This window comes from Pseudomonas sp. (assembly GCF_035512415.1).
Lineage (GTDB): Bacteria > Pseudomonadota > Gammaproteobacteria > Pseudomonadales > Pseudomonadaceae > Aquipseudomonas.
This window is the reverse complement of record NZ_DATKDZ010000022.1, coordinates 108258-124828: the sequence shown is the minus strand read 5'-3', so window position 1 is coordinate 124828 and position 16571 is coordinate 108258. Positions and strand designations below refer to the sequence as shown.

Here is a 16571-nt window from a genome sequence, read left to right as displayed (position 1 = left end):
GTCGTGAGACAGTTCGGTCCCTATCTGCCGTGGACGTTTGAGATTTGAGAGGGGCTGCTCCTAGTACGAGAGGACCGGAGTGGACGAACCTCTGGTGTTCCGGTTGTCACGCCAGTGGCATTGCCGGGTAGCTATGTTCGGGAAAGATAACCGCTGAAAGCATCTAAGCGGGAAACTTGCCTCAAGATGAGATCTCACTGGAACCTTGAGTTCCCTAAAGGGCCGTCGAAGACTACGACGTTGATAGGTTGGGTGTGTAAGCGCTGTGAGGCGTTGAGCTAACCAATACTAATTGCCCGTGAGGCTTGACCATATAACACCCAAGCAATTTGAGTCGAAGAGACCAGATTGCGGTGTGTGAAGACGATACAAACCGAAAGTTTGCGGTTCACAAAACACCAAATCTATTACATACCCATTCGCTGGAGCGTAAACCGAAAGGTAAACGACCTGGCTACCGAATTTCTTGACGACCATAGAGCATTGGAACCACCTGATCCCATCCCGAACTCAGTAGTGAAACGATGCATCGCCGATGGTAGTGTGGGGTTTCCCCATGTGAGAGTAGGTCATCGTCAAGCACCTACACCAAAACCCCCGATCAGGAAACTGATCGGGGGTTTTACTTTTGGGCGCGTGAAAATAAAGCGTTATGCGCTGATCTAAGGTGTTGTCTGGCGCGGGTTTTATCTTCGGTCTTATAGACCGGCAACTTATCGGCCTCAGGCAACAGGTTATTGGTACGTAGCCAATAAAAAGCCACCTTTCGGTGGCTTCAATCTATTCGTCTGAGTTCAGTCGCCGCGGTATTCGCAGCCACTGGTGCAGGTCTCATGGATGCGTATGCGCGACAGCTCGGGAAGCAAGGGTTTGAGTTCTTGCCAGATCCATTTGGCGAGCACTTCGCTGGTCGGGTTTTCCAGCCCCGGGATATCGTTGAGGTAGTTGTGATCCAGTTTCTCATAGAGCGGTTTGAAGATCGCCTTGATCTCGGAGAAGTCACGAATCCAGCCGGTATAGGGGTCGACTTCACCCTCGATATAGACTGCAACCCGAAACGAATGGCCGTGTAGGCGGCCGCATTTGTGGCCTTCGGGGACGTGAGGCAGCCGGTGGGCGGCCTCGAACATAAACTCTTTGAACAGTTCCACGGGCATTTCTCTCTGGTCGTACGCGGCTATCAGCACGCTTAGCTAAGGTGCGAATCTTACCAGTTCAGGCACTGATTTACCGAGTTCGCCCCTCTCGCGTGTATCCAATCCGCCTGGGTTATTGCTGATTACGCTCAAGACGATAGGTGCTTACGGCCTCGTAGACGGCCTTCCTCAGGCGATTGATGCCACCAATCGGGCGATGTTCGGGCAATGAGTGCCATGGGTTGAAGGACAGGTTGTCGCAGAGCAGATTCTGTTCGCGGCTATCGAAGTCCTGCGCGGGAAGCTGAATGCGCGCCACTGTCTCAAAGGGGGAGATGGATTCATCCCACTCGATGCTGGGGTCCTCTACCGGCATGTAGTACTCGGGGTTCTGTCGCTGCACCTGCAGGGCAAAGCAGGCGGGTATGCGGTCGAGAGAGAGTTGCTGATAAAGCGCATTGCGCAAAAAGTTGGGTAAGTCCTGATTTTGTGCGGGCAGGCTATAGCTTGGGCAGGCCTGTGGGTCAGGTATGACCCGGTACTTGATATTGAGCGGCCCCAGCTTGAAGGGGGCGATGGAGTTGTAGGTGGTCGCCACGGGGCTTTCTGGCGCTGGGGCGAGGGTTTTCAGGGCGATAACCAGGTGCCTGATCTCCCAGCTTTCAGGGTTCCAGCTGGGAAAGAACGCTAGGGCTTTCTTGCCGTCGGCCTGGGCGGCAAAATTGCTCTTGTACTCGGCTACATCACGCACGAAAAAGGCCGGGTGATTAAACATCACAAAATCCTGTTCGGCGGCGTGCTGTGGGCTCTTGCTGAGTTTCTCGCCGGGTACGTCGAGCAGTTTGATGGCCATCCCGCGGGCATCACGGGCGCGGTCGAACTGCGGGTAGGCATTGCCGTTGGAAAGTCGCATCCAGGCTTGCCAGGTCTTCCCGGGTTCACTGAATACGCCGTGCTGCAATTCAGGCGCGAGGGAAGGGCTGACGGTGAGCTGGGCTTTTACGCAACCATGGGCCTTGGCATGGGCATCGCGCAGGACCCGAGTGTTGTCGCGATGCTGTTCGACGACGCGGATGGCGTCTTCGATAATGCTGCGAGTTAGTGCCGCCTCATCGGCAGGGATCTGTTCTTCGCTGGACACCGGGCCGGAAAACTTCCAGTGGTAATAAGCGCTGCCGATACCCCAACCGCCCAGGCCAATGATGGCGACCAAGAGGAATAGTTTGCCCAGGAGACTGCCGAGCCAGAGCCAGAGTCGTTTAAGCATCGCGTAAGTCCCTGTGAGTGGTTATTGGTTTCGCAGTCGGTAGTCGATCCCTTCTAATTCGGGCACTCCGGCCCCGGGCTCCACTCTTTGGCGGCAACGGGCTGGAGCTGTTGTTCAAGGCTCGGGTTACCCAGTACTTTGAGGTATTCGACCAGCGCCCAGCGCTCTTCTGGCTGCAGGGCACGCCCGATCACACCATCCTGGCGGCAACCTGCGCGGAATTCATGGCCCTGATTGCTGTTTCCGGTGATGCGGGTATCGAAGAGGAAGCCTCCGGCGAACTTCTCGCTGTCAAAGCCGACATGCTTGGAGTTGAACTCGAAGTTACCCACCCAGAACTGGCTGTCGCGCTCGGAGACGGGGGAGAGCAGTTGGAACAGGTTGGGTACCGAGCCGTTATGCAGAAATGGCGGAGTGGCCCAGATACCATCCAGCGGCCTGGCCTTGTAGCCGCGTTTTTCCTGGACGCCGATAGGCAGGCCGAAACCGTCCATGCGCCAGCGTTCGCGGTCGGAAATCCCCGCATCCTGATAAGCGCGGTTTTCCACGTAAGCGGTGACATAGGCCAGGGCCTTGGCGCTGGAAATGTTGTTCAGGTCGATATCATCGAGGGTTGCGCCGAAAAGTCGGACATCCAGCTTGCCGAGTTCGGCCTTGGTCCAGCCGAGCTTGCTGATATCGAAGCGGTGATCGGCAATATTGTCGGCGGTGGTCGGGTCGGTACCTACGATTGCGGTGGGCACCACACGCATGCGCCATTCGGGGTCACGGGAGGGGGCAAAGCGCTCCGCCGGCTTTTTCGGGTCGGGGGCATGGCAGTAGGCGCAATTTTCGCTATAAAGCGCACGTCCCTGGCTTGCGAGGGGCAGATCGATCTTGCCGAATACCTGCTCTGGCCAGGCCGGTGGTTTGAGTTGCTTGAGGGTCTCTTCCAGCGTGTATAGATCGCGCAGGCGCACGCTGGAAGAATAGCGCTCGGACTCGGCCACAGGGTGCCCGTCAGCTCCGAGCAGGTGCAGGGTTGCCCCCACGCCAAGCGCTTCGCCGACATTGCGCGCCATGGGCTGCATGGCTGAGCCGTTCCATTGAACCCAGTCGAATTTCCAGATGTCCCAGACCTGCGGATAGCTCACCGGTGCATTGGCAATGCGGTAGTTGCTGGGGTCTATGGCATCGCCGAATACGCTGTTGGCGATGCGGCCGAAGGCGTCGGTGCGGCCAAAACCTTCTTCGGTGGGATAGAGGCCGCGGTGCCAGTCGTTAAAGGCGGTACCGAGGAGGCGATCGAGCACTATCTTGAAGTCGCGGCGCAGTTGCGGGTGTTTGGCCGCGTATTCATCGCCGAGCACCTGCTTGGCGAAACGGCGGAATTTCAGCGGGTTGTAATAGGTAAACGCCATGCTCATGCCGAGCGACTGACCGAAACTGCCGCCACGGATGGTCGGCACGGTCGATGCCAGCGAATGCAGCGCTGCGCCCCCATCGATGCGCACTGACTGGCCCTTGTAGCGCAACTCGCCGGTATGGCAGGCGGCGCAGCTGATATCCAGATAGTGTTCGCCGCTTTCATTGTCCGCATGACGAGCAAAACCCACAGGGAGATTGCCGGGATTCTGTGGGCTGGGCTGTTGTTGCGGGTCGACCAGGAAGCCGAAGCGCGCCAGGTAGTCGGGCGCGGCGAATTTCGCGCGACTGAAGGGCAGCTCAAGGGCACCGAACCACTCATAGCGCAGGCCTTTAACCTGGGTGCCCTGTGGCGTGTAGTAATAGGTCTGGCGCTCGTCCATGCTCCACTGATCAAGGTAGTGGAGCTTGTCCGGTTTCTGGTACACCGGCAGATTCGGATAGGCGATGAAATAGAGGCCAACGCCGAGGGCGATAATCAGTAGTAGGAGTACGCCAGAGATGATCCTGCGGATAATGCGCATCGGTACGTCCTTGTCGTGTTTTTATTTTAAGGTTTATGCCAAGCAAATCTGGTTATGGCAAGTGGCCAGTGTTTATTGATTGCTGGCCGAGGCATCTCCATCGCATAGTTTGTGCAATGGTTAGGGAGTTTTCTGAATTGAAAGAGGAGTGGGGCGATGCATCCCTTTGACGCGGAAAAGCCACCGCAGCTGGCGTTATTGCTGGGTTATGCGGGGTTAGTGCCTTTTGTCAGCGGGGCGCTGGGCATCTGGGTGACGCCAGAAGGCTGGCGGCCCTTCGTTCTGGAGGCGCTGCTTGATTACGCGGCAGTAATCCTGGCTTTTATGGGCGCGATTCATTGGGGGCTGGCAATACGCGGAGAGAATGCTGGCGAACACGCGCAGGTTCAGCTTGGCCTTTCGGTGATACCGCCATTGCTGGGTTGGTTGGCCATCAGTGCCGGGCTGCCGATGAGCCTGGCTTTGCCGCTCTGTCTCGTGGCATTTCTGGGGCTTTATTTTGCCGACCTGAGGGCCGTCAAACTGGGGCTTGCGCCCGGCTGGTACCCGAGCTTGCGCAAACCGCTGACCTTGGTCGTGTGCCTTAGCCTACTGCTGGCCTGGACCAGCGACTGGGCGCGCTGAGTTCAGCCAGTGTTCAACGTAGCGCAGAGTCTGGGACTGGCGCTGCGACCAGTCGCCCTGAATGCACTGCAACGGTTGTTGATGCTGGCGTAGCCAGCGCTCGCAATCGCGATAGAAGTCGAGGCGCTGTTGCAGCTGGGGCTGGCAGCGCTGACCATCATCGACCCACGGCACGGCGACGGGGTCGAGCAGCAGATGGAGATGGTAATCGCGTTGCAGCAAGGCCTGCTCGATCCAGTCCGGGCAGTCGCCAAACAGTGCTTGGCTCCACAGCAGGTTGCTCAACAGATGAGTGTCGAGGATCAACAGCTCCGGTCGGCGTGCGCGGGCGGCGTCTTCCCAGGCCAGCTGACCCTGGGCGATAGTGCTGATATCGGCGTAACAGGTGTCGCGCTGTTCTTGCTCGATAAAATGCCGAACAAATTCACCCACCACCAGCCCGCCGAAGGCGCTATGGATTTCCTGCGCCAGCCAGCTCTTGCCGCTGGACTCCGGGCCGGTGAGGACCAGCACCCTCATGCGTCAACCAGGGCGCGATCACGCTGCCAGGTCAGCCAGCCGCTGATGGCCAGCAGGGTGAAGAGGGCATACAGCCCGGCGGTCAGGTGCATGCCATAGGTGAGGAACAGGGCGACAAACAGCAGATCTAGAACAATCCACAGGGGCCAGCACTCGACCCTTTTCTGCGCCATCCACACCTGGGCCACCAGGCTGAACGCACTGAGCGCGGCGTCCTGCCAGGGCGCTGTTGCGTCGGTGTAGTTGGCCATCAGAAAGCCCAGCGCGAGGGCCCCTGTTGCGCCCAGAGCGAGGCTGAATATCAGGCCCTGGCTGGTCAAGCGGCTGACCTGGACGCCCTGGTGGCTGGCTCCGCCGCGGGTCCATTGCAACCAACCGTAAAGCTGCAGGGCGGCATACACGCCTTGCAGGAGCATGTTCGAATAAAGTTTGCCGTCAAAGAAGATCCAGGCATACATCAGCACCATCACCAGGCCGATCGGCCAGCACCAGCGGTTCTGTCTTACGGTCAGCCAGACCGCCAGGACACCGATGGCAGAGGCAATGATTTCCAGGTTGGACATGGGGCTCCAGTCGCCAGGGGCAGGTATAGGCTTGGGTGGCCGGCGATTGTAGCCATTGCCACGTGGTTCGTCTTGGCTTATCCCTTCTGGGCTTGACGGGGCTGTGCGCGGGTTTGGCGATATACTGCATAGCACTTAGCGGAGGGTTGCTGTGTTCAGGTCAGTTGTGAGTTTTATCGTGATGGCCTATCTGGCAACCCTCGGCCTTGTGGCGCAGGCTGCCCCAGCGGTGCCGGTGGACGAGGCACCATCGAGCGCCTCGGTGGTGTTCCTCAACCCAGGCTTTTCCAATGAGCCCTTCTGGGTGGGTTACAGCGATTTTATGCAGGCGGCCGCCGACAATCTGGGCATACGCCTGCGTATCCTCTATGGCGAGCGCGATCCCCAGCGCATTCTGCGGGATGCTCGCAGCGTGCTGGCCGACAGCGATCAGCCGGACTATCTGGTCTTCGTCAACGAGATGTATGTCGGCCCCGAACTGCTGCGCCTGTTTGCGGCCAGCCCGATCAAGACCTTCTCCCTGCATAGCACCCTGACGCCTGAGCAGCAGAGCATCATCGGCGGCCCGCGCGAGCAGTACCGCAACTGGATCGGCAGCCTGGTCCCCAATGATGAAGAGGCCGGCTACTGGATGGCCAAGGGGCTGATCGGCAAGTTGCGTGGGCGCTCGGGCAGCCTGCTGGCGTTTGCCGGCGTGCGCCATACGCCCTCATCCAATCTGCGGGAACAGGGCCTGCTGCGAGCCTTGGCGGAACATCCCGAAGTGCGCTTGCAGCAACTGGTGCATGGTGAATGGAAGCGCCAGCGTGCTTACGAGCAGGCGCAGATGTTGCTGCAGCGTTACCCGGATGTACGCCTGGTCTGGTCGGCTAATGACGAGATGGCCTTCGGCGTCATGCAGGCGGCGCAGGAGTTGGGGCGCAAACCCGGTAAGGATATCCATTTGTCGGCGCTGAATACCTCTGATGAGGTGCTACAGGCCCGAATCGACGGCAAGATCTGTGTTCTGGTCGGTGGTCACTTCACCCTTGGCGGGTGGGCCATGGTGATGTTGCACGACTACCATGCCGGCATCGATTTTGCTGAGCGTGGCGGCAAGGACCGGGTTGATCAACTATTCAGCCTGCTCGATGCGGAGCAGGCCGCGCGCTTGCAGCAGCGCATTCGGCGCAAGGGCTACGGGCTCGACTTTCGCCAGTTCAGTGCCCTGTATCGGCCGCAGCTGAAGGACTATGACTTTTCCAGCGAGCCTCTGCTGGAATGATTCAGATCCCGGCCAGATGCAGCACCAGTTTGACCGCGGCGAAGATCAGCAGTACGAAGACGAAGGTAAACAGCACGCCCATGATGATGAAGTGGCTCGGCTTGCCACGGCTGAAGTCACGGCTGCGATTTTTCCCGCTTTGTACGCCCAGGGCAGCAGACAGCACGCTCTGCAGCATTTCCCAGAATGTCAGGGGCTTGTTGTTCTCGTCATCCATGCACACCTCCTCGTCATTGAAGATCAACCGCGATGGTTGATTAAGCTTAGTCGTACTGTGCTACTGCGGCCCAGATCGGCACAAGGTGGTTATGGGAAAGCATTGGCTTATTAGAAGATAATTCTAGAAAGATATTCTTGTATTTGTATACTGGCTCGGCGCGCAACCTCTATCAGCCCTTATACCTACAGGAGTATCCCATGAGTCAGACCCTCCAGCTGTACCAGAGTGTTGGTGCCAAACAGTTCAGCGCCATGATCCGCGAGGCCGCGCCGTACTTCGCCAGCATCGATCCGCAGTTTGTCGAACTGCGGGCCGGCTATGCCGAAGTCACTTTTGCCAAGCGCCGCGAGGTGCTCAACCATATTGGTACCGTGCACGCCATTGCCCTGTGCAATGCGGCGGAGCTGGCGGCGGGGACCATGACCGATGCATCCATCGGCAAAGGCTATCGCTGGATTCCCAAGGGCATGACGGTGGAGTACCTGGCCAAGGCCGATGGCGATATCCGTGCCGTGGCCGATGGCAGCGGGGTGGACTGGAGCAGCCCGGGTGATCTGATGGTGCCGGTCACGGCCTATGTCGGTGACAAACTGGTGTTCCGTGCACAGATCAATATGTACGTCAGTCAGGCCTGAGTGGGGGGGTTAGCCATGGCAGCATTTAGCATGAGCGAGGCGCACTACCCGCCAGCTGACAAACGCTGGATCAGCCTATGGCTGATTCTGCTACTGACCGGCACTGCGGGGCTCGACAGCGCCCTGGCGCAAGGCGAGGTATCGGAGCCTGCGATCGAACGTGGACGTTACCTGGTGCAGACCAGCGGTTGTAACGACTGCCACACCCCGGGCTATCCGGAGTCGGGCGGCCAGGTCGATGAGCAATACTGGCTAACGGGCAGCAACCTGGGCTGGCGTGGCCCCTGGGGTACGACTTACGCGGGGAATCTGCGGCAGGTCGTGCAGCACCTGGATGAACAGGGTTGGCTCAGCCATGCGCGGGCTGCCTGGCGACCGCCCATGCCCTGGTTCAACCTGCGCGATATGAGCGACGCCGATCTGGGCGCAATTTATCGCTATATTCGCCATCTGGGCGCGGCAGGCGAGGCGGTATCGGCTTATGTGCCGCCAGGGCAAGAGCCGAAAACCGCCTATGTGCAGTTTCCGCCGGGCCCCTGAGTGCGGTATCTGCTCGGCCATGCGCCGCGTTACAGGGTCGGCAGGCCTGGGATCAGGCCTGTGGGGTTACCCGGCGCGGCGCGCGGCTATCGAGCAGGTGGCCGGCTCGGGCGCGTAATTGTCCACAGCCGCCATCGATATCCTGGCCCGCCGAGTTGCGTACCTTGGTCAGCACGCCGCGGCTGTGCAGATAGCGCACGATCTGCACGATACGATCGCCATCGGGGCGCTGGTAGGCATCATCTTCCAGGCTGTTATAGGGAATCAGGTTCATGATCGCGTACTTGCCCTTGAGCAGGCGCAGGATGCCGTCCATTTCCTCCTGGCTGTCGTTGATGCCCTTGAGCAGCGTCCATTGATACTGGATCGGGTAGTCGATCTGCCGGGCATAGCGTTCGCCCAACTCCACCAACTCCTCTGGGTCGATACGCGGTGCCCGCGGTAGCAGCTGCTGACGCAGCTCGGCATCGGTGGTGTGCAGCGACAGGGCCAGGGCCGGTTTGACCTGCTGCTGTGGCAGGCGCTCGAAGACCCGAGGATCGCCGACAGTGGAGAACACCAGGTTGCGCTGGCCGATACCGCCTTCAGTGCCGAGCAGGTTGATCGCGTCCAACACGTTGTCGAGGTTATGTGCCGGTTCGCCCATGCCCATAAACACCACTTTCTTTACTGGGCGAAAGCGCCGCGCCAGGGCCACCTGAGCGACGATTTCGGCGGTGCTCAGCTGGCGCAACAAGCCGCTCTTGCCGGTCATGCAGAATACGCAGCCGACCGCGCAACCGACCTGGCTGGAGACGCACAGGCCATCGCGCGGTAGCAGCACGCTCTCCACCATCTGTTTGTCTGCCAGCTCCACCAGTAAGCGCGCCGAACCATCGCCGGCCGGGTGTTCGGAGCTTAAGCGGGCCAGACCGTCGAGCTCGTGGCTCAACTGCGGCAGGGCATTGCGCACCGTCAGCGGCAAAAAGTTCTCGGTGTTTTGGTTGCGCGTGCCGGTATCCAGCGGCTTGCCTTGCAGCCAGGCACGGGTAATCCGCCCGATGTGCAGGGGTTTGGCACCGAGGTCGGTCAGGCGCTGGTGAAAATCGTCGATATGCATGGGGCGCGCATGCTACCATCGGGCTGGTTGCGGTGGTATCCGTCGGCAGGGGTGGCCGTCGGTTGGCTAACGGAAAACCGCGTATGGCTTTGCTCAAGCCGCTCGGGGCACTCATACTAGCGCCTTGATTGGCCTGACCCAGCTGTGCGGAGCGGTAGATGAAATTTATACACCAGCGCGAACACCTCAACGAAGACGACGTCGTCGTGATCGAGTGCTCGCAAACCTGCAATATTCGCCTGATGAGCGATGCCAACTTCCGCAGCTTCAAGAATGGCGGCCGGCACACCTACCACGGCGGCGCGTTCGACACCTTCCCGGCGAAGATCACCGTACCGAGCAGCGGCTTCTGGAATATCACCATCGACACGGTGAGCCGCAAGGCCATCAGCGTGACGCGCAAACCGACGCTCAAGCATTCGATCAAGATCGTACGCAAATCGACTTCGCGCCTGAGCTAGCAATAGCCAGGGGGAATGCCAAGAGGCCCGCTAAGTAGCGGGCCTCTTTGGTTTTAGTTGTCGTAGCCCAGGTTCGGTGCCAGCCAGCGTTCGCTGACATTGAGATCCTGCTTCTTGCGCGCGGTGTAGCTTTCCACCTGGTCCTTGTCGATCTTGCCGACGGCGAAGTACTGCGCCTGGGGATGGGCGAAGTACCAGCCGCTGACGGAGGCGGCGGGGAACATGGCGTAGTGTTCGGTGAGGAACACGCCGCTGCGGCCGGCCTTGTCGAATTCGGCGATGGGGTCGAGCAGGTTGAACAGGGTCTTCTTCTCGGTGTGATCGGGGCAGGCCGGGTAGCCAGGAGCAGGGCGGATGCCTTTGTAGGCTTCCTTGATCAGCTCGTCGTTGGACAGCTGCTCTTCTGGGTCGTAACCCCAGTAGTTCGTGCGCACTTCGCGGTGCAGCCATTCGGCGCAGGCTTCGGCCAGACGGTCGGCGAGGGCTTTGACCATGATCGAGTTGTAGTCATCGCCAGCGTTCTGATAGGCCTTGGCCACTTCCTCGGCACCGATGCCGGCGGTGGTGATAAAGCCGCCGACGTAATCGGTGATGCCACTGTCTTTCGGCGCAACGAAGTCGGCCAGAGACAGGTTCGGCTTACCGTCGGGCTTGATGGTTTGTTGGCGCAGGTGGTGCAGTTTGGCCAGGGGCTGGCCGTCGTCGCCATACAGCTCTAGGTCATCGTCCTGCACCTGGTTGGCCGGCCAGAAACCCAGCACGGCACGGGCGCTGATCAGTTTTTCGTCTATCAGCTTTTTCAGCATCGCCTGAGCATCTGCGAACAAGGCGGTAGCGGCTTCGCCGACCACTTCATCGGTGAGGATGCGCGGGAATTTGCCAGCCAGGTCCCAGGAGATAAAGAACGGCGTCCAGTCGATATATTCGGCCAGCACCTTGAGGTCGATATTCTCCAGCACTTTTACGCCGGTAAAGCTCGGTACGGTGGGCTGATACGTCGCCCAGTCGAACTTGGGTTTGTTGGCGACAGAAGCGGCGTAGCTTAGGCGCTCGGTGCGTGCGCTGCGGTTGGCGGTGCGCTCACGTACTTCGATGTAGTCCAGGCGGGTACGCTCGACAAAGTCGGCCTTGAGTTCCTTGGACAGCAACTGGGTGGCCACGCCGACCGCGCGCGACGCGTCGGTGACATAGACCACCGCATCGTTCTGATATTTGGGCTCGATCTTCACCGCGGTGTGGGCTTTCGAGGTGGTGGCGCCGCCGATCATCAGTGGCAGGCTAAAGCCCTGGCGCTGCATTTCGCGGGCGACATGCACCATTTCGTCAAGTGACGGGGTGATCAGGCCGGACAGGCCGATGATGTCGCACTTCTCGGCGATGGCGGTTTGCAGAATCTTCTCCGCCGGCACCATCACGCCCAGGTCGACGATGTCGTAGCCGTTACAGCCCAAGACCACGCCGACAATATTTTTGCCGATATCGTGCACGTCGCCCTTGACCGTAGCCATCAGGATCTTGCCCTTGGCTTCCGGCTTGTCGCCCTTTTCCAGTTCGATAAAGGGGATCAGATGACCGACCGCCTGCTTCATCACCCGAGCGGATTTCACCACCTGGGGCAGGAACATCTTGCCGGCGCCGAACAGGTCACCGACCACGTTCATCCCGCTCATCAGCGGGCCTTCGATGACTTCGATGGGCCGTGTGCATTGCTGACGGCACTCTTCGGTGTCTTCGATGATATGGCTGGTGATGCCCTTGACCAGCGCGTGCTTGAGGCGATCGACCACGCTCCAGGTGCGCCATTCTTCGGTTTCGACTTCCTTGACGCTGCCGTCGCCCTTGTAGTTGTCGGCAATCGCCAGCAGCGCTTCGGTGGTGCCTTCATGGCGGTTAAGCACCACGTCTTCCACCGCGTCGCGCAGTTCTTTGGGAATCTCGTCGTAGATTTCCAGCTGGCCGGCGTTGACGATGCCCATGGTCAGGCCGTTCTGGATCGCGTAGTACAAGAACACCGAGTGAATGGCTTCACGCACCGGGTTGTTGCCACGGAAGGAGAACGACACGTTGGACACCCCGCCCGAGGACAGGGCGTGGGGCAAATGGTCGCGGATATAGGCGCAGGCCTCGATAAAGTCGACCGCGTAGTTGTTGTGTTCCTCGATACCCGTGGCCACGGCGAAAATGTTCGGGTCGAAGATAATGTCTTCCGGCGGGAAGCCCACTTCGTCGACCAGGATGTCGTAGCTGCGTTTGCAGATTTCGCGCTTGCGCTCGGCGGTATCGGCCTGGCCGGCTTCGTCGAAGGCCATCACCACCACGGCAGCGCCGTAGCGCTTGCACAGCTTGGCGTGGTGCTTGAACTGCTCGACGCCTTCCTTCATCGAAATCGAGTTGACGATGCCCTTGCCCTGGATGCATTTGAGGCCGGCTTCGATCACCTCCCACTTGGAGGAGTCGATCATGATCGGTACGCGGGAGATATCCGGCTCGCCAGCGATCAGATTCAAGAAGGTGACCATGGCCTTCTGCGAATCGAGCATGCCCTCGTCCATGTTGATGTCGATCACCTGGGCACCGGCTTCCACCTGCTGCAGGGCGACTTCAAGGGCTTCGGTGTAGTTGTCCTCACGGATCAGCCGGGCGAACTTGGCCGAGCCGGTGATATTGGTGCGCTCGCCGACGTTGATAAACAGCGAGTTGCGGTCGATGGTGAAGGGCTCCAGGCCCGACAGGCGACAGGCCTTGGGAATATCCGGGATGGCACGCGGCGGGTACTTGCTCACCGCTTCGGCAATCGCCTGGATATGCGCAGGCGTGGTGCCGCAGCAGCCGCCCACGATGTTCAAAAAGCCCGAGGCGGCGAACTCTTCGACCACCACGGCCATTTCCGCCGGGGTTTCATCGTATTCACCAAAGGCATTCGGCAGGCCGGCGTTGGGGTGGGCGGAGACGTTGGTTTCCGCCTTGGCCGCCAGCTCTTCCAGATACGGGCGCAGGTCCTTGGCACCGAGGGCGCAGTTCAGCCCCACGGAGATCGGGTTGGCGTGGCGCACCGAGTTCCAGAAAGCTTCGGTGGTTTGGCCGGACAGGGTGCGGCCGGAGGCGTCGGTGATGGTGCCGGAGATCATGATCGGCAGCTCGACGCCGTCGTCCTCGAACACCTGCTGCACGGCGAAAATCGCCGCCTTGGCATTGAGCGTGTCGAAGATGGTCTCGATCAGGATCATGTCCGCGCCGCCTTCGATCAGGCCGCGGGTGGCTTCTACGTAGTTTTCCACCAGCTCGTCGAAGGTGACGTTGCGGTAGCCGGGGTTGTTCACATCCGGAGAGATCGAGCAGGTGCGGCTAGTAGGACCGAGCACGCCTGCGACAAAGCGCGGACGATCCGGGGTTTCCAGGGTTTTGGCATCGGCCACTTTACGGGCCAGGCGTGCGCCTTCCACGTTCAGCTCATAGGCCAGTGCTTGCATGCCGTAGTCGGCTTGCGACACCTGGGTGGCGTTGAAGGTGTTGGTCTCCAGGATGTCGGCACCGGCATCCAGGTAGGCCTTTTCGATGGCACCGATTACGTCCGGGCGGCTCAAGATCAGCAGGTCGTTGTTGCCTTTTACATCCTGCGGCCAATCGGCGAAGCGTGCGCCGCGGTAGTCCTCTTCCTCCAGTTTGTAGCTCTGGATCATGGTGCCCATGCCGCCGTCGAGGATCAGGATGCGTTCCTTCAGGGCTTGCTGGAGAGCTTGGAGGCGGGCGCTGCGATCGGACAGAGACATGGGGAGAACTACCTGGGACGCGTGAAAAAAAGATGCGCGATGATAACAAAGCTGCACGCTTTTGCAGTGGCCTGTGCTTTTACATGAATTCCGCTCATGTTCGCCGATTGGCCTTGCTAAGCCCGCGCCGGCTAGAATCGGCGCTTGAGCCATTTTAGAGACGTTTCCATGGTCTGCCGCTTACTGCTTGGCGTGTGTTGTTTGCTCATTGGCTCATTACAGGCGGCTGAACCCATCTCCTACAGCCGCGACATCCAGCCGATTTTTACCCAGTACTGTGTGGCCTGCCACGCCTGTTATGACGCTGCCTGCCAGCTCAACCTGGGCAGCGGCGAAGGCGTGCAGCGCGGTGCTAGCAAGGCCACGGTGTACAACGGCACGCGCACCCAGGCGCAGGCCACCACGCGCTTGTTTGTCGATGCCCATGGCCCGGCGGCCTGGCAGCGCAAGGGCTTTACTTCGGTGCTGGAAGCGCAGGGCAGTCAGGCCGCTCTGTTGGCGCGCATGCTGGAGTTGGGCCATCAGCAGCCGTTTACCGCCAACAGCAAATTGCCGTCGACGCTGGATATCGGCATCAAGCGGATCAGCCAATGCCCGCTGCCGCAGGAGTTCGACGGGTTTGCCCGGAAGAATCCGCAAGCCGGTATGCCGTTCGCGGTGACCGGATTGAGCGAGGCCGACTACCAGACGCTGCAGAACTGGCTGGAACAGGGCGCGCCGGTCGATCAGCAGGCGCTGCAGGCCAGTGCGGCCGAGGCGCAGCAGATCGCCACCTGGGAAGCCTTTATGAACGCCTCCGGTGCCCGTGAGGCGCTGGTTTCACGCTGGCTGTATGAGCATTTGTTTCTCGCCCATCTGCATTTTGCCGGCGGCGAGCCGGGGCATTTCTTTCAGATGGTCCGTTCGCGCACCCCCAGCGGTCAGCCGGTGGACGTCATCGCCACACGCCTGCCCAACGAGGATCCTGGCAGCGAGTTCCATTACCGCCTGATGCCGGTGCAGGGCGTAATCGTGCACAAGACCCATATCACTTATGGGCTGAGCGCGGCGAAGCTGGCGCGGGTCAAAGAGCTGTTTTTCGCCAGCGATTGGCAGGCGGACGCCGTGCCGGGCTATAGCCTGCTGCGCCGCGCCAACCCGTTCGAGACTTTTGCCGCGATCCCGGCGCAGGCGCGTTACCAATTTATGCTGGATAACGCCGAATACTTTGTACGCACCTTTATCCGCGGCCCGGTGTGCCGTGGGCAGATTGCCACGGATGTGATCCGCGATAACTTCTGGACCGTTTTCCAGGACCCGCAGCACGACCTCTATATCACCGACCCCGAGTACCGTGAGCAGGCCAAGGAGCTGCTGGCCATGCCCGGCCAACTGGACAGCATCGGTGACTTTCTCGGCCTGTGGCGCACCTACCGCGACAAGCGCAATGACTACGAAGCGCTGCGCATGCAGCGCTATGCTGATGCCCCCGCGCCGAGCTGGTCGCATATCTGGGCCGGTAACGACAACGCGCTGCTGTCGATCTTTCGCCAGCACGACAGCGCCTCAGTGCGCAAAGGCTTGATTGGCGAGGTGCCGCAAACCCTCTGGTGGCTGGACTTTCCGCTGCTGGAGCGCACCTATTATCAGCTGGTGGTGAATTTCGACGTGTTTGGCAACGTATCGCACCAGGCGCAAACGCGGCTGTACTTCGATTTGATTCGCAACGGCGCCGAGGTCAATTTTCTGCGTTTGATGCCGGCTGAGTCGCGCCAGGGCTACCTGAACGACTGGTACCAGAGCGGCGGGAAATTGAAGATATGGCTGGATTACCAATCCATCGATACAAAAAGCCCAAGCGCCTTGCGTCTGGCCGGCAGCGATCCCAAGCGCAGCTTTGTCGAGACCTTGCTTGCGCGCTACGGCAGCCTGAATGCGCGGCCGGATCCGATCAACCGCTGTACAGGTGCGCATTGCCATCGGCCGGGGCTGGACGCTGATTTGCAGCGCGCCGAGCAGTCCTTGAGTCGCCTGACGGCAAAACCGGCCGGCGGACTTAAGGTGATCGAGCAGCTACCGGAGGCAAGCCTGTTGCGGCTGGAAAGGGCCGATGGCCGGCGCGAGGTGTACAGCCTGTTGCGCAACCGTGCGCACAGCAACGTGGCCTTTCTGCTGGGCGAGGAACTGCGCTATCAGCCGGCGTTGGATACCCTGACGGTGTATCCGGGCGTGCTCAGCAGCTACCCGAACTTTATCTTCAATGTTCAGGTTGAGCAGACGGCGGAGTTTGTTGCGGCGCTGGAGCAGGCCCGTGATTCAGTGGCTTTCGAGAAAGTCGTCGAGCGTTGGGGCATTCGCCGCACGCATCCGGAGTTCTGGCGCTATTTCCACGATATGTCGGCGTATATCCAGCAAACCGAGCCGGTCGAGGCCGGTGTGCTGGATATGAATCGTTATCAGAACCTTTGAAACCGGTGGGATTATCGCTGCGGCATTATCCCTACCAATTTACTAGGACTTTGCCGGCATGGCCGACTGGCGTACACTGCGTCCATGTTTGCGAGGA

The 16571-nt window shown here is 60.0% G+C and carries 14 protein-coding genes and 2 rRNA genes; 8 read left to right on the top strand and 8 right to left on the bottom strand.

The genetic code is table 11. From position 1 onward, the window contains the following. Both VMP31_RS11570 and rrf read left to right on the top strand, forming a co-directional pair. Positions 1 to 313, top strand: a 23S ribosomal RNA gene (locus VMP31_RS11570); the annotation flags it as partial. Positions 314 to 465: 152 nt separating this feature from the next. Next, positions 466 to 581, top strand: a 5S ribosomal RNA gene (rrf, locus tag VMP31_RS11565). A gap of 213 nt (positions 582 to 794) precedes the next feature. Here rrf and queD read toward each other — a convergent pair. The 3 genes from queD to VMP31_RS11550 form a co-directional block, all read right to left on the bottom strand. Continuing rightward, entirely contained in the window at positions 795 to 1151 is a 357-nt protein-coding gene (queD, locus tag VMP31_RS11560; protein WP_325507203.1) for a 6-carboxytetrahydropterin synthase QueD, read from the bottom strand. A gap of 118 nt (positions 1152 to 1269) precedes the next feature. Continuing rightward, positions 1270 to 2403 (bottom strand): catalase family protein, encoded by a 1134-nt coding sequence (locus VMP31_RS11555; protein WP_325507201.1) that lies wholly within the window; start codon positions 2401 to 2403, stop codon positions 1270 to 1272. Between the two features lie 53 nt (positions 2404 to 2456). After that, positions 2457 to 4331, bottom strand: coding sequence for a di-heme-cytochrome C peroxidase (locus VMP31_RS11550; RefSeq protein WP_325507200.1), 1875 nt, complete (start codon positions 4329 to 4331; stop codon positions 2457 to 2459). Between the two features lie 156 nt (positions 4332 to 4487). On the opposite strand from VMP31_RS11550, the gene VMP31_RS11545 reads away from it, so the two are divergent. Continuing rightward, positions 4488 to 4955, top strand: coding sequence for a DUF3429 domain-containing protein (locus tag VMP31_RS11545; RefSeq protein ID WP_325507198.1), 468 nt, complete (start codon positions 4488 to 4490; stop codon positions 4953 to 4955). Here the strand turns inward: VMP31_RS11545 and VMP31_RS11540 are convergent. Beyond that, positions 4920 to 5474: an AAA family ATPase gene (locus VMP31_RS11540; RefSeq protein ID WP_325507196.1), complete on the bottom strand. Its 555-nt coding sequence runs from the start codon at positions 5472 to 5474 to the stop codon at positions 4920 to 4922. The two genes, VMP31_RS11545 and VMP31_RS11540, sit on opposite strands and share 36 nt — an antisense overlap. After that, positions 5471 to 6037 carry a nicotinamide riboside transporter PnuC gene (gene pnuC / locus VMP31_RS11535; RefSeq protein ID WP_325507194.1) on the bottom strand — a complete coding sequence of 189 codons (567 nt, stop codon included), beginning with the start codon at positions 6035 to 6037 and terminating at the stop codon, positions 5471 to 5473. Before pnuC ends, VMP31_RS11540 begins: the two co-directional genes overlap by 4 nt. A 181-nt stretch (positions 6038 to 6218) precedes the next feature. Between pnuC and VMP31_RS11530 the strand changes: the two genes are divergently transcribed. Continuing rightward, positions 6219 to 7301: an ABC transporter substrate-binding protein gene (locus tag VMP31_RS11530; RefSeq protein ID WP_414705453.1), complete on the top strand. Its 1083-nt coding sequence runs from the start codon at positions 6219 to 6221 to the stop codon at positions 7299 to 7301. 1 nt (position 7302) lies between these two features. Here VMP31_RS11530 and VMP31_RS11525 read toward each other — a convergent pair whose 3' ends face one another. Next, positions 7303 to 7518 carry a DUF2970 domain-containing protein gene (locus tag VMP31_RS11525; RefSeq protein WP_325507190.1) on the bottom strand — a complete coding sequence of 72 codons (216 nt, stop codon included), beginning with the start codon at positions 7516 to 7518 and terminating at the stop codon, positions 7303 to 7305. 200 nt (positions 7519 to 7718) lie between these two features. Between VMP31_RS11525 and VMP31_RS11520 the strand changes: the two genes are divergently transcribed. Further along, the gene (locus tag VMP31_RS11520) at positions 7719 to 8156 is read left to right on the top strand and encodes a hotdog fold domain-containing protein (protein ID WP_325507188.1); all 438 of its coding nucleotides are present in this window, start codon (positions 7719 to 7721) and stop codon (positions 8154 to 8156) included. Between the two features lie 15 nt (positions 8157 to 8171). After that, a complete protein-coding gene (locus VMP31_RS11515) occupies positions 8172 to 8696 on the top strand; it encodes a cytochrome C (protein ID WP_325507186.1) in 525 nt (174 codons plus the stop codon). A gap of 52 nt (positions 8697 to 8748) precedes the next feature. Here the strand turns inward: VMP31_RS11515 and VMP31_RS11510 are convergent, their stop codons facing one another. Beyond that, complete coding sequence (locus VMP31_RS11510; RefSeq protein ID WP_325507184.1) at positions 8749 to 9795, bottom strand: RNA methyltransferase; 1047 nt, start codon at positions 9793 to 9795, stop codon at positions 8749 to 8751. A gap of 158 nt (positions 9796 to 9953) precedes the next feature. On the opposite strand from VMP31_RS11510, the gene VMP31_RS11505 reads away from it, so the two are divergent. Next, on the top strand, positions 9954 to 10256 hold the full coding sequence (locus tag VMP31_RS11505) for a DUF1883 domain-containing protein (RefSeq protein ID WP_090256153.1): 303 nt from the start codon (positions 9954 to 9956) through the stop codon (positions 10254 to 10256). Positions 10257 to 10309: 53 nt separating this feature from the next. Here VMP31_RS11505 and metH read toward each other — a convergent pair whose 3' ends face one another. After that, positions 10310 to 14026: a methionine synthase gene (gene metH, locus VMP31_RS11500; protein WP_325507182.1), complete on the bottom strand. Its 3717-nt coding sequence runs from the start codon at positions 14024 to 14026 to the stop codon at positions 10310 to 10312. Between the two features lie 168 nt (positions 14027 to 14194). Here metH and VMP31_RS11495 point away from each other — a divergent pair, with 168 nt between their 5' ends. Continuing rightward, positions 14195 to 16474: a fatty acid cis/trans isomerase gene (locus tag VMP31_RS11495; RefSeq protein WP_325507215.1), complete on the top strand. Its 2280-nt coding sequence runs from the start codon at positions 14195 to 14197 to the stop codon at positions 16472 to 16474. The last annotated feature ends 97 nt before the right edge of the window (positions 16475 to 16571 follow it).

Coding starts and splice junctions, on each gene's coding strand:
- VMP31_RS11545 (WP_325507198.1), top strand. CDS start 4,488: ATGCATCCCTTTGACGCGGAAAAGCCACCGCAGCTGGCGTTATTGCTG.
- VMP31_RS11525 (WP_325507190.1), bottom strand. CDS start 7,518: ATGGATGACGAGAACAACAAGCCCCTGACATTCTGGGAAATGCTGCAG.
- pnuC (WP_325507194.1), bottom strand. CDS start 6,037: ATGTCCAACCTGGAAATCATTGCCTCTGCCATCGGTGTCCTGGCGGTC.
- VMP31_RS11555 (WP_325507201.1), bottom strand. CDS start 2,403: ATGCTTAAACGACTCTGGCTCTGGCTCGGCAGTCTCCTGGGCAAACTA.
- metH (WP_325507182.1), bottom strand. CDS start 14,026: ATGTCTCTGTCCGATCGCAGCGCCCGCCTCCAAGCTCTCCAGCAAGCC.
- VMP31_RS11520 (WP_325507188.1), top strand. CDS start 7,719: ATGAGTCAGACCCTCCAGCTGTACCAGAGTGTTGGTGCCAAACAGTTC.
- VMP31_RS11530 (WP_414705453.1), top strand. CDS start 6,219: ATGGCCTATCTGGCAACCCTCGGCCTTGTGGCGCAGGCTGCCCCAGCG.
- VMP31_RS11515 (WP_325507186.1), top strand. CDS start 8,172: ATGGCAGCATTTAGCATGAGCGAGGCGCACTACCCGCCAGCTGACAAA.
- VMP31_RS11510 (WP_325507184.1), bottom strand. CDS start 9,795: ATGCATATCGACGATTTTCACCAGCGCCTGACCGACCTCGGTGCCAAA.
- VMP31_RS11540 (WP_325507196.1), bottom strand. CDS start 5,474: ATGAGGGTGCTGGTCCTCACCGGCCCGGAGTCCAGCGGCAAGAGCTGG.
- VMP31_RS11495 (WP_325507215.1), top strand. CDS start 14,195: ATGGTCTGCCGCTTACTGCTTGGCGTGTGTTGTTTGCTCATTGGCTCA.
- VMP31_RS11505 (WP_090256153.1), top strand. CDS start 9,954: ATGAAATTTATACACCAGCGCGAACACCTCAACGAAGACGACGTCGTC.
- VMP31_RS11550 (WP_325507200.1), bottom strand. CDS start 4,331: ATGCGCATTATCCGCAGGATCATCTCTGGCGTACTCCTACTACTGATT.